The 12,323-nt window shown below is 63.0% G+C and carries 10 protein-coding genes; all 10 read right to left on the reverse strand.

The window, feature by feature from the left end; translation table 11 throughout:
- Positions 1-158: 158 nt before the first annotated feature.
- The 10 genes from QEH68_RS13275 to lysA all read right to left on the reverse strand — a co-directional run bounded on the left by QEH68_RS13275 (position 159) and on the right by lysA (position 12,321).
- Positions 159-1,115, reverse strand: a complete 957-nt coding sequence (locus QEH68_RS13275) for a glycosyltransferase (RefSeq protein WP_280623085.1) — start codon at positions 1,113-1,115, stop codon at positions 159-161.
- Entirely contained in the window at positions 1,116-1,901 is a 786-nt protein-coding gene (locus QEH68_RS13280) for a WecB/TagA/CpsF family glycosyltransferase (RefSeq protein WP_280623086.1), read from the reverse strand.
- The gene (locus QEH68_RS13285; protein ID WP_280623087.1) at positions 1,898-2,743 is read right to left on the reverse strand and encodes an L-threonylcarbamoyladenylate synthase; all 846 of its coding nucleotides are present in this window, start codon (positions 2,741-2,743) and stop codon (positions 1,898-1,900) included. Before QEH68_RS13285 ends, QEH68_RS13280 begins: the two co-directional genes overlap by 4 nt.
- Positions 2,744-2,755: 12 nt before the next feature.
- Positions 2,756-3,628, reverse strand: a complete 873-nt coding sequence (prmC, locus tag QEH68_RS13290; RefSeq protein ID WP_280623088.1) for a peptide chain release factor N(5)-glutamine methyltransferase — start codon at positions 3,626-3,628, stop codon at positions 2,756-2,758.
- 33 nt (positions 3,629-3,661) lie between these two features.
- The gene (gene prfA / locus QEH68_RS13295; RefSeq protein WP_014922181.1) at positions 3,662-4,735 is read right to left on the reverse strand and encodes a peptide chain release factor 1; all 1,074 of its coding nucleotides are present in this window, start codon (positions 4,733-4,735) and stop codon (positions 3,662-3,664) included.
- Positions 4,736-4,987: 252 nt separating this feature from the next.
- Positions 4,988-7,156 carry a transcription termination factor Rho gene (gene rho / locus QEH68_RS13300; protein WP_280623089.1) on the reverse strand — a complete coding sequence of 723 codons (2,169 nt, stop codon included), beginning with the start codon at positions 7,154-7,156 and terminating at the stop codon, positions 4,988-4,990.
- A gap of 302 nt (positions 7,157-7,458) precedes the next feature.
- A complete protein-coding gene (thrB, locus tag QEH68_RS13305; protein WP_280623090.1) occupies positions 7,459-8,433 on the reverse strand; it encodes a homoserine kinase in 975 nt (324 codons plus the stop codon).
- A gap of 2 nt (positions 8,434-8,435) precedes the next feature.
- The gene (gene thrC, locus QEH68_RS13310; RefSeq protein ID WP_280623091.1) at positions 8,436-9,539 is read right to left on the reverse strand and encodes a threonine synthase; all 1,104 of its coding nucleotides are present in this window, start codon (positions 9,537-9,539) and stop codon (positions 8,436-8,438) included.
- Entirely contained in the window at positions 9,540-10,856 is a 1,317-nt protein-coding gene (locus QEH68_RS13315; RefSeq protein WP_207593912.1) for a homoserine dehydrogenase, read from the reverse strand.
- The gene (gene lysA / locus QEH68_RS13320) at positions 10,849-12,321 is read right to left on the reverse strand and encodes a diaminopimelate decarboxylase (protein ID WP_280623092.1); all 1,473 of its coding nucleotides are present in this window, start codon (positions 12,319-12,321) and stop codon (positions 10,849-10,851) included. Before lysA ends, QEH68_RS13315 begins: the two co-directional genes overlap by 8 nt.
- Between the last annotated feature and the right edge of the window lie 2 nt (positions 12,322-12,323).

A 12,323-nucleotide genomic window follows, 5' to 3' on the forward strand; every position in this document is an offset into this window, starting at 1 on the left:
AAATGGAACTACTCCGTCGCCATGCCTGCACCGGCTGTGCCGAATGTTGCGGGATTTCTGTGGACTCTAGTCACGATACTAATGCCAATGGACGTGACCACCCTGTGACGCAGCCGCAAGACCCACGCCTGTTTGACCGGGTTTTAGCTGCGCCGCTGTCAGCTGGCAGGCTCTTGGACGTTCCGCAACGCATAGATTCCCTCAAGCACCTGCGCATTGGAACGCGGTGCTTTGAGGCTGTGGCGCAGGCCCTTGAGAAGCCCGCCCAGCAGTACTTTGCGGTTGGGCGATGCAGCAATGGTGCGGGTCCAGTTGCGCAACGACGCACCGGTAAAAAGTACCTTTTCCCACGGCGCCAAGGCACTGGAACGGGTGTAGACCCACAGCTTGTTCCGAACCTCGTAGTAGAAGCGCGGTCCGGGGTCAGCACCGGCGTCACCAAAGACCTTGGTGTGGTGATTGGCCACCGATGCTTCCGTGGTCAGTGCTGTTCCCCTGCGCGAAACCCTGGCAGTGTACTCAAGGTCGTCGTTCCAGATGAAATAGTCCGCGATGGGAAGGCCGTATTTCCTGATTTCTTCGGCTCGGATCAGGACTGACACGAAGGAAGCGCTGCGGATCTGCGTGGCACCCACACGCGCAGCAGCATTGCGTGCGTTTTCGCTGGCACCCATCCGGGGCCGCATGCGGTTCATGGGGTGGTCACGGCCATCGGTCCAGACAACGCGGCTGGCGATGAAGGCCGGCGTATCTCCTGTTTCCTGCTGATACGCCGTGGAAACATCCAGTGCTTCGGCAAGCGCGCCTGGTTGCGGCTCGGTGTCGTCGTCCATGATCCAGACGTGGTCCGCGCCGTGATCCAGCAGGGCGCGCTCCATGCCGACCACAAATCCACCTGCACCGCCCACATTGGCGGTGAGCGTGACGACGTCCGTAGCCAGCGGCCCTTCATACTCCCGCAGGTACTCTGCGGTCCCATCAGTGGAAGCGTTGTCCACCACGACGACGACGTCCGGAACCCGGGTGCCGGCTGCGATGCCCGCCAGTGTGGTCTGGAGGAGTTCACGCCGGTTATAAGTCACCACGACGGCGACCACAACAGCTTGGGACGTCATTTACTTGCCTTTGGTCTTGGGTGATTGAAAACGGCGCCGGACCAGCAGGCCGGCAAGCTTCCACGGCTCAATGAAAACTCTGTAGGCAACCCGGCCCGGGTGGAGGACCAGACGCCAGGCCCATTCGAGCCCCAGGCGCCCCAGCCAGCGCGGTGCCAGTTTCTGGATACCGGCAACCTGCTCGATCGCGCCTCCAACGGCGCAGTAGGCGGCCGGCGGCAGTTCCCCCAGCCTGCGATGCAGGACATGCTCCTGGAGCGGCATCCCCAGACCCAACAGCACCAGTTGCGGCCGGAACGTGTTCAGCCAGCCCACTACGGCGTCTTCAAGGGCGTCATCCCAACCTTCGCCGGGCATGCCGTCCACCGTGGCGCCGGGAATGATGGACCGCAGGCGGGCCACCGCTTCGGTATTGGCCTCCCTGCCGGCTCCGACCACAGCGACCCGCTGCAATCCGGGAACCTTGCCGAGTTCAGGGATCCAGTCCATGGAACCCAGACGGTACGCCATGGCCCCTTCACCCAAGGGCAGACCTTGCCGCTTCCGGGAAACTCCCCACAGCAACGTGGCGGGGGCTCCATCCAGAAGGACTATGGAGCTTGCTTCGTACAGGGCGCGGACATCCGGACATGAATGAAAAAGCGTGATGCTGTGCAGGTTGTGGCCGAGCACAGTGCTTGTGGTCCCGGCAGCAATCAGCCCGCCCACGGCGTCAATGAGTTCATGGACGCGCAACGGAGTAGCGTCGACGTCGAGGACGGGGACGCGCTGGCGGTCCGGAATCATTCGGACTTGGCTTCTCGTGGGGCCGGCGGCTCCACATGGTCGTCAGGCACCGATTGCTCATCAGGCGTGGCTTCGACGTCGACGACGGCGGCCTCGGTCACCTCAACCGGCGCGTCATCCGCCGTGGGGGTCGCTGCGACAGCAACTGCCTCTTCAGGTTCTTCAACAGCGGCGGGAACAGACTCGCCAAAGCCGAGGAGGGTCGGAACGATCGCACGGAGGCTTTCCAAGGAGATGGCCCCTTGGCGCACTACCCGGAACGGGGTGGCAGTTGCGTCCACGATCGTGGACGGCAGCGCGGCAGTACCTTCCACGGGCCGGAATCCGCCCTCAAGGTACACCTCTACGGATTCGGCCAGTTGCATGCGCGCTTCCGCAGCGGTCTGGGCTGCTTCCTGGCCGGTGCGGTTGGCCGATGATACGGCCAGCGGGCCCGTGAGGCCGAGGAGTTCCAAGGCAATCTGGTCATCGGGCATACGCAGGGCAACGGTGCCCTTTGTCTCGCCCAAATCCCAGTCCAACGACGGCTGGGCATGGAGGATCAGGGTCAGCCCACCGGGCCAAAATGCCTGCGCCAGCGCGCGGGCGTCGGCCGGTACGTCCGTGGCCAGGCCATCAAGGGCGTTGATCCGGGGAATCAGCACCGGAGGCGGCATCTGCCGGCTGCGTCCCTTGGAAGCCAGCAACATCGTCACAGCCAGGGGCGAAAAGGCATCCGCGGCAATGCCGTACACAGTGTCCGTCGGCAGCACGATGCACTTCTTTTCGCTGATGGCACGCTGGGCGTGCTGAAGTCCTTCGGCACGCTGGTCATCGGAAGTGCAGTTGTAGGTTGTGGTCACAGCGCTATTCTTTCACTCATCAGGGTCAGTGCTTGCCAGCACCGCGCTGGTGGCACGTTCCTTGCCGTTCAGGTCACAATGCGTGGTGACGTTGTTCCAACGTCCGGAGCGTCGCAGCATCCCGGCGATCCAGCCGGCCTGGACTTCGGCGTGTTCCATTACGAAGTAGCCGCCGGGCTTCAGGAGCCGGGCCGCGGAGGCCGCTGCCGCCGTCGGGAGTTCCATGCCGTCCGCTCCCCCACCGTACAGTGCCTCGGGAGGATCGTGGAGCGCGACTTCAGGTTCTGTGGGTATCGCCTCAGCCGGGATATACGGCGGGTTGGAGACGACGACGTCGAAGGTTCCGTTATGTTCGGGAAGCGCGTCCCTAAGGTCGCCCTGGATGAGGGTGACGCCCAGCGGCTCCAGGTTTTTCGCAGCCCAGGCATGCGCGAAAGTACTGTATTCCACGGCGTGGACGTCAGAGCCCGGTACTTCGTGGGCGATCGAGCCGGCGATCGCACCAGATCCGGTGCCAAGATCCACCACTTTGGGGTTCGGGATTCCTGCCACGTGGTCAATCACCAACTGGACTACCGATTCCGTTTCCGGCCGGGGTATGAAGACACCCGGACCCACACGCAACTCCAAGTACCGGAAATAGGCGACGCCGGTGATGTGCTGCAGGGGAACGCGGCCGGCCCGCTCCTGCACCAGTTCCCCATAACCATCAGGTGCGGGAGTATCGCCCAACAGCATGGCCCGCAAGCGTCCCAGCCCCACACCCAGCAGGTGTTCGGCCAGCAACTCCGCGTCCACGCGCGGCGAGGGGACACCGGCGTCGGTGAGAACGGCAGTAGCCTCGCGAACCGCGTCCGCGAGGCTCTGGCCTGGGTAAAACGTCATGGATCTACTCTGCTGTTGATATGCGGCAGGGTGCTATTCGCCGATGGCATCCAGGCGTGCTTGCTCGTCCGCCTCAATGGCCGACTGGATCACGGGCTCCAAGTCGCCGTTCATGACGGCGTCAAGGTTGTACGCCTTGTACCCTGTGCGGTGGTCCGCAATGCGGTTTTCAGGGAAGTTGTACGTGCGGATGCGCTCCGAACGATCCATAGTGCGGATCTGTGACTTCCGCTGCTCCGAGTTGGCGGCGTCGATCTGTTCCTGCTGGTGGGCCAGGAGGCGGGCACGGAGAACCCGCATGCCGGCTTCGCGGTTCTGCAGCTGGGACTTCTCGTTCTGCATGGCCACCACGATGCCCGTGGGCAAGTGGGTGATGCGCACAGCGGAGTCGGTGGTGTTCACGGACTGTCCACCCGGACCAGAGGAACGGTAAACGTCGATCTTGAGATCGTTCTGGTTGATCTCAAGCTCTTCGGGCTCGTCCACTTCAGGGAGTACCAGCACGCCGGCAGCCGAGGTGTGGATGCGGCCCTGGGATTCGGTCACGGGCACGCGCTGCACACGGTGCACCCCACCTTCGAATTTCAACCGCGCGAAGACTCCCTGCGCAGGGTCGTTCGAGTTGCCCTTGATGGCCACGGCAACGTCCTTGTAGCCACCAAGATCGGATTCGGTGGCCGAAATCATTTCGGTCTTCCATCCCCGCGACTCGGCGTAGCGCATGTACATTCGCAGAAGGTCACCGGCGAACAAGGCAGCTTCGTCACCACCTTCGCCACCCTTGACTTCAAGGATGACGTTGCGGGCATCGTCAGGATCACGAGGGATCAGCAGACGGCGCAGGCGCTCCTGCGCCGCGGGAATCTGCTCCTCCAACTGCACAACCTCGGCAGCGAATTCAGGATCCTCATCAGCCATCTCTTTGGCCGCTTCCAGATCATCATTGAGCCCGCGCCACTTGTTGTACGCCTCCACAATGCCCTGGAGCTGGGCAGACCGCCGCCCCAACTTCCGGGCCGCGGACTGATCGGCATAAACAGCAGGATCACTCAACTGCGCCTGAATAGCAGCGTGCTCATCAAGCAATCCCTGTACGGACTCAAACATTTTCAAACCTCTTTCGACTTCTACAAGTCTAATAACTGCACAGTGGGGTCACGCACAGCCCATCTGGGGCCCGCTGGGCCGTTTCTGACCTCACGTGGTGTCGGGCCAAGGATTCCTTAAACAAAGACCGCTCAAAATATGCCGGCCAGGGAGTGGCTTCGGGCCTGCCGGAGCCGGGTAGCTTCCGATCGTAGATCGGAAGCTACCCGGCGTAGGGGCGGGGCCGGCATATTTTGAGCGGTTAGAGCACAGCTATTTGTCGTTGTCCGACTTCGCTCCGAGTGTCGTCTTCTGAACCTGCATGAGGAACTCGACGTTGCTCTGCGTCTCCCGGATCTTGTTGGTCAGCAGCTCAAGGCTCTGCTGCTGCTCCAGGCCGGAAAGGACGCGGCGCAGCTTCCACATGATCTTGACTTCTTCAGGCGAGAGGAGGTTCTCTTCGCGGCGTGTGCCGGACGCGTTGACGTCCACGGCCGGGAAGATGCGCTTGTCTGCCAGCTGGCGGGACAGGCGGAGCTCCATGTTGCCGGTGCCCTTGAACTCTTCGAAGATGACTTCATCCATCTTGGAGCCGGTCTCCACGAGGGCCGTTGCCAGGATGGTCAGCGAACCGCCGTTTTCGATGTTGCGGGCAGCACCGAAGAAGCGCTTGGGCGGGTACAGGGCTGCGGAGTCCACACCACCGGACAGGATACGGCCGGAGGCCGGTGCTGCCAGGTTGTAGGCGCGGCCCAGGCGGGTCATGGAGTCCAGGAGGACTACAACGTCCATACCCATTTCCACGAGGCGCTTGGCGCGTTCGATGGAAAGTTCGGCAACCGTGGTGTGGTCGTCGGCGGGACGGTCGAAGGTTGAGGCAATGACCTCACCCTTGACGGTGCGCTGCATGTCCGTAACTTCTTCGGGACGTTCGTCAACCAGCACCATCATGAGGTGGACCTCAGGGTTGTTGGTGGTGATTGCATTCGCGATGGACTGCAGGATGAGCGTCTTGCCGGCCTTCGGCGGCGACACGATCAGGCCACGCTGGCCCTTGCCGATCGGGGCCACGAGGTCAATGACACGCGGGCCGATCTTCTTGGGATCAGTCTCAAGGCGGAGGCGCTCGGACGGGTACAGCGGTACGAGCTTGGCGAACTCGACGCGGTCCTTGAGCTCTTCCGGAGTCTTGCCGTTGACGGAAGTGACGCGAACCAACGCGTTGAACTTCTGTCGGGCCGACTGCTGGCTGCGGTCTTCGCCGTCACGCGGTGCACGGATGGCGCCGACAACGGCGTCGCCCTTGCGGAGGTTGTACTTCTTGACCTGTGCCAGGGAGACGTAAACGTCGTTCGCCCCGGGGAGGTAGCCGGACGTACGGATGAACGCGTAGTTCTCCAGGACGTCCAGAATGCCGGCTACGGGAAGCAGGACGTCGTCCTCGGTGACCTCGACGTCGTCGACGTCCGGTCCCTGGGCGCGGCCGCGACGACGTTCGTTGCGGTCGCGGAAGCGGTCGCTGCGGGTGTTTCCGTCACGGCTGTCCTGACCTCCCCGACGGTCGCTGCGGTCGTTCTGGTCGTTGCGGTCACGACGGTTGCGGCGGTTGCGGCGGTTGCCGGTGTCATCGCCATCGTTGGTGTCTTCACGGCGGCCGCGGGTGTTGTCACGGCGTTCGCGCTGCTCGCCCGAATCCGACTGTTCACGCTGCTCACGCTGTTCGTTGCGGTCGGCGCGCTGCTCACGCTGCTCGGTGCGGTCGGCACGCTGCTCACGCTGTTCCGTGCGGTCAGCACGCTGCTCCGTGCGGTCAGCGCGCTGCTCACGCTGCTCGGCCGCGGGGGCTTCTGCCGCTTCAGCAGGTGCTGCAGCAGCTTCGCCACGGCGGCGGTTGCGGGTGCGCGGCTGGCGACGCTCGGTACCGGACTCAGCCGCTTCAGATGCTGCCGGTGCTTCAGCAACCGGCGCAACTGCGGTTTCAGCGGGCGCAGCAGCGGCCTCAACAGCAGCTACTACACCATCACTGGTGGCGCGGCGGCTACGGCCACGGCCTCGACCGCGGGGGGCTTCCTGGGCCGGAGCCTCGGAGGCAGCATCGGCAACAGCACCGTTTTCGGCAGCCTTACCCTGGCTCTCCCCTGCAGCCTTGGCATCCACGGCCGGAGCTTCCTTGGCCACAGCAGTGGTTCCCTTTGCCGGGGCACTGGCCTTGGCGGGTGCCTTGGTAGTGGAGGTGCCGGCGCGATGGGCGGAAATGGCGGTCACCAGATCCCCCTTACGCATACGCGATCCCCCGGAGATGCCCAACTGGCTCGCGAGAGCCTGAAGCTGGGCGAGCTTAAGGCCTGCAAGGCCGCTGCTCTTGGTGGTTGCTGCTGTTGACGACTCAGCAGCAGAAGATGTTGTGTCCACAGCTGAAGCCAGCTCAGTGGTTTCTGTCACGAAGGATCCTTCCCCCTCGACGGCGTCCAGAGCGAGAGCTGGACGCGATGATTTGTTCTGGGCTGCAGTTCAGATCTGCAGCCGGTGATTTGGGCCGTGCCTGATGGATTGTGGCCAACAGGGCCGGATACTGATCGTCATCACTGGATCCGGTTGCCCGGACTGCCGGCTGTAGGTTCAGGGAACAGAGAGATCTCGGCACCTGAGACTGGCCGGAAAGAGACGACACCACCAACGTTGGCACAGTTGACGAAAGGTACGGCGAAACACCGAGATCCGAAATCAGGGAACTGCCCGCGGCTTTACCGGCGGTGCACTTCCACTCTAGCACCTTGAACGTCCACAGCCAGTGTCATCACACGCCAGCCAATGTCTGGTGTGTTGGACGCCGTGTAGGACTCAATGAAATCCGCAACAGTGGAGGCTTCACGTTCCCCGTTGGCCAGCACCATCACAGTGGGGCCCGCACCGGAAACAACGGCCGCGTGGCCTGCGGACCGAAGCGCCGCGATGAGGTCGGCGCTGGGAAGCATAGCCTGTGCACGGTAGCTCTGGTGGAGGTAGTCCTCGGTAGCGGGCAACAGGAAGGCCGGCTGCGCCGTGAGGGCGTGGATCAGCAGGGCGGCGCGTCCGGAATTCATGGCCGCCGCATGATGGCCCACGGAAGCAGGGAGCAAACCGCGTGCCGTCTCCGTGGACAACTCGAAGTCCGGGACGGCGACTACCGGAATGACTGAAGGCGCAACGTCTGCCCTGGTACTGCTGTACTGCTCGCTGTCCTGCCAGGACAGCGCCAGTCCGCCGAAAATGGCCGGTGCGACGTTGTCCGGGTGGCCCTCCATCTCGCTGGTCAGCTGCAGGATCCAATCGCGATCCTTCCGCGATTCCTCCGGTACCAAGGCATTGGCTGCGGTCACCGCTGCCACCACGGCAGAAGCTGAGGATCCGAGGCCACGTCCGTGCGGATTGACGTTGTCCGCAGTAATTTTCAGCCCGGAGTGCTGGTAGCCAAGGCGATCCAGCGCAAGATCAATGGCGCGCACCACGAGGTGGCTGGAATCCCGGGGAAGGGTTTCGGCCCCTTCACCGGAGAGCTCAAACTCGAGCTCTCCGGTGCTGAGGGTTTCCACCGTCAAGGTGTCGTAAATCGACAAGGCCAAGCCGAGGCTGTCGTAGCCGGGGCCCAGGTTGGCGCTTGTACCGGGGACCTTGACGGTCAGCCGCTGGCCTGCCGCGACGAGCGCACGATCAGTCGCGGTGGGCTGCGTTGATTCCACTCTTACTTTTCTTCCAGTCCCAGTTCTGCGGCAACGGTGACGACGTCGTTCGGCACCTTGACGGGTTGAACATCGCTGCCATCGTCAGTGCGGAGGGCCCACTGCGGGTCCTTGAGTCCGTGACCGGTAACCGTGATGACGATGGTCTTCCCGGAGGGAACCTCGCCTGCAGCGTGCTTCTTGATGAGGCCTGCGACGCCGGCAGCGGAGCCGGGTTCCACGAAGACGCCCTCCTTGGCGGACAGCCAGCGGTGGGCAGCCAGGATCTCATCATCCGTAACGGCCTCAATCAGGCCACCGGATTCGTCGCGGGCGGCAACAGCGGTGTCCCAGGACGCGGGGTTGCCGATGCGGATGGCAGTCGCGATGGTGTCCGGCTCCGTGATCGGGTGTCCTGCAACAAATGGCGCCGCCCCTGCAGCCTGGAAGCCCCACATGATGGGCGTCTTGGTGGAGACAGCCGCCAAGGTCCCGCTGGCGGTCTCGAAGGGCGCGGAATATTCCTTGTAGCCCTTCCAGTAGGCGCTGATGTTGCCGGCATTACCGACAGGCAGAACATGGATGTCTGGAGCATCGCCGAGTGAGTCGACGATTTCGAAGGCACCGGTCTTCTGGCCTTGGATACGGGCGGGGTTGACGGAGTTCACCAGGAACACCGGGTAGGACTCACCCAGTTTGCGGGCAATGTCCAGGCAGTTGTCGAAGTTGCCGTCAACCTGCAGCAAGGTGGCGCCGTGCGCGATCGCCTGGCTCAATTTGCCCATGGAGATCTTGCCTTCGGGAACCAAAACGGCACACTTCAACCCGGCCGCAGTGGCGTAGGCAGCTGCCGAGGCAGAGGTGTTACCGGTGGACGCACAGACCACGGCCTTGGCTCCGGCTTCAACTGCTGCCGTCATGGCCATGGTCATGCCACGGTCCTTGAAGGAACCCGTGGGGTTCATGCCTTCAACCTTCAGGTACACCTCTGAACCGGTGAGCTCGGAGAGCTGCCGTGCATGGACCAGGGGCGTGCCGCCCTCGCCGAGGGTAATGACCTTGGTGGCTTCCGTTACGGGCAAACGATCAGCGTATTCGCGGATTACTCCGCGCCATTGGTGAGCCACTTAGACCCCTTCTACCCGCAGTACGGATGTCACAGAATTGATGACGTCCAGGCCCTTGACGGCCTCGACGGTTGCTGCGAGTGCAGCTTCGGATGCACGGTGCGTCACGATCTTCAGCTCAGCCGATTCAACGTTCGACTCTGCGTCGCGGTGGATCGTCTGCCGCATGATTTCGATGGAGACACCGTTTTCCGCAAAGATGTGCGCAATCCGCGCCAGTACGCCGGCTTGGTCAGCTACGTCCAATCCGATGTAGTAGCTGGTGTTGGATGCGTCGATGGCCAGCGCCGGGACGTGCCCCGTGGTGGTTTCCGTGCGGCCCGGGCCACCAAGGACCAGGCGCCGCGCTGCGGAGACGAGGTCACCAAGTACGGCAGAGGCGGTAGGAGTTCCGCCTGCACCCTGCCCGTAGAACATCAGTTCGCCGGCGTTCTCCGCCTCGATGAAGACTGCGTTGAAGGCGCCGCGGACGGCGGCCAGCGGGTGTTCCCGCGGCAGCAGTGTGGGGTGGACCCGCACTGAGATGCCGCCGCCGTTTTCTGCTGAGTCGATCTTCTCGGCAATCGCCAAGAGCTTGATGACGAATCCGGCTTCCTTGGCAGAGGCGATGTCCGCCGCGCTGACCTTGGTGATGCCTTCGCAGTAGACATCGTCCAGGGAAAAGCGTGTGTGGAAGGACAGGGAGGCCAGAATGGCTGCCTTCGCCGCGGCGTCGTGTCCTTCGATGTCGGCAGTGGGATCCGCTTCGGCGTATCCGAGCCGCTGGGCTTCGGCCAGTGCGTCAGAGAACTGGGCACCGGTGGTGTCCATCTGGTCAAGGATGAAGTTGGTGGTGCCGTTGACGATGCCCAGGACCCTGGTGATGCGATCGCCGGACAGGCTGTCGCGGATGGGGCGCAGGATGGGGATGGCACCTGCTACCGCGGCTTCGTAAGACAACTGGACACCGGCTTTGTCAGCCTCTTCGTACAGGGTGGGGCCGTCCTGCGCGAGCAGGGCCTTGTTGCCGGTGACAACACATGCGCCGTTCTGGATGGCCGTAAGGATCAACGAACGTGCTGGCTCAATGCCTCCCATGAGTTCGATGACCAGGTCTGCATCCTTGACCAGGGTGTCGGCATCCGTGGTGAAAAGTTCACGCGGCAGTTCGACGTCACGCGGGGCATCGATGGTGCGTACGGCGATGCCCGAAAGTTCGAGGCGGGCGCCGCTGCGGGCGGCCAGGGCGTCGGCGTCGTCAATCAGAATCCGCGCGACCTGGGCCCCAACGTTGCCACAGCCCAGCAGGGCCACCTTCAAGGTTCGCACTTCAGACATTCGCCACTCCCATGTCGCGGTTCAAGAGATCTTCTTCGGTTTCCCCGCGGACAATCAGCCGGGCAGCTCCGTCGCGTACAGCGACAACGCCAGGCCGTGCCAGGTAGTTGTAGTTGCTGGAGAGGGCCCAGCAGTAGGCGCCGGTACCCGGTACTGCGAGCAAATCACCGGCTGCCACATCCGCGGGCAGATATACATCTCTAACAACTATGTCGCCGCTCTCGCAATGTTTGCCCACTACGCGGGACAGCTGGGGAGCCGCAGAGGAGTCACGGGAAGCCAGAATCGCCGAATAATCCGCGTCGTACAGCACCGGACGGGCGTTATCGCTCATGCCGCCGTCCACTGACACATAACGGCGTGGATACGTAACGTTCTTTTGACCGTCCTCACCATCAGGGGCGTCAACCCGCACGGTTTTGAGGGTGCCTACTTCATAAAGCGTGAACGTGGTGCTGCCTACGATCGCCCGTCCGGGTTCGATGGAGATGCGCGGCGGCGTGATGTCCAACCTGGCGCATGTGGAACGCACGACGGCGGCCATCGCCTCCGCGATCTCGGCCGGTGGGCGGGGTGTGTCCACCGGGGTGTACGCGATGCCATAGCCACCCCCGAGGTCCAGTTCCGGCAGGACAATGGAGTACTTGGTCTGCATGGCCGCGAGGAAACCCAGAAGCTTCTCCGCAGCGACGGCAAAACCATCCGGCTCAAAGATCTGCGAGCCGATGTGGCAGTGCAGGCCGAGCAGTTCGACGCTTGAGTAGGAGGTGGCTGCTGCCACAGCTTCCTCGGCTGCCGAAAGACCAGCTTCCTCGGTGGAGTCTTCCGCCATGGAGAGGCCAAATTTCTGGTCCTCGTGTGCGGTGGCGATGAACTCGTGGGTATGCGCATGCACACCAGGTGTCAGGCGCAGCATGACCTTGGCAACCTCGCCGCGGCCGGAAGCTATTTTGGCAACCCGCTCGAGCTCATCGAGGCTGTCCACCACGATCCTGCCCAGCTTCATGTCCAGGGCGCGGTTGATCTCCGCGTCCGACTTGTTGTTGCCATGCAACCCCAGATTGGAGCCGTCAATTCCCGCACGTGCAGCGACAGCTAGTTCGCCGCCGGAACAGGTATCCAGGCGCAGGCCCTCTTCTGCTACCCAGCTTGCCACGGCGGTGCACAGGAAGGACTTCCCTGCGTAGTAGACGTCCACTCCCCCGCAAATATCGGCGAAGGCGGCGTCGAAGGCATCCTTGAATGCCCTGGCGCGGGAGCGGAAGTCCGATTCGCTCATAACAAACAGTGGAGTTCCGAACTGTTCTTTGAGCTCACTGACGGAAAACCCGTCAACTGTGACCTCACCGGCGTCGTTCTTTCCAACTCCGGCGGCCCACAGGGGTTCCTGCAGTGCGTTGAGGTCCTCAGGTACGGCCAACCATTCAGGGGCGAGCGGAGAAGCGTGATCAGCTGCTGTGTTCATTG

The sequence above is a fragment of the Paenarthrobacter sp. OM7 genome (assembly GCF_029873575.1).
Taxonomy (GTDB): Bacteria; Actinomycetota; Actinomycetes; order Actinomycetales; family Micrococcaceae; genus Arthrobacter.

Coding starts and splice junctions, on each gene's coding strand:
- QEH68_RS13280 (WP_280623086.1), bottom strand. CDS start 1,901: ATGATTCCGGACCGCCAGCGCGTCCCCGTCCTCGACGTCGACGCTACT.
- QEH68_RS13315 (WP_207593912.1), bottom strand. CDS start 10,856: ATGTCTGAAGTGCGAACCTTGAAGGTGGCCCTGCTGGGCTGTGGCAAC.
- prmC (WP_280623088.1), bottom strand. CDS start 3,628: ATGACGTTTTACCCAGGCCAGAGCCTCGCGGACGCGGTTCGCGAGGCT.
- lysA (WP_280623092.1), bottom strand. CDS start 12,321: ATGAACACAGCAGCTGATCACGCTTCTCCGCTCGCCCCTGAATGGTTG.
- prfA (WP_014922181.1), bottom strand. CDS start 4,735: ATGTTTGAGTCCGTACAGGGATTGCTTGATGAGCACGCTGCTATTCAG.
- QEH68_RS13275 (WP_280623085.1), bottom strand. CDS start 1,115: ATGACGTCCCAAGCTGTTGTGGTCGCCGTCGTGGTGACTTATAACCGG.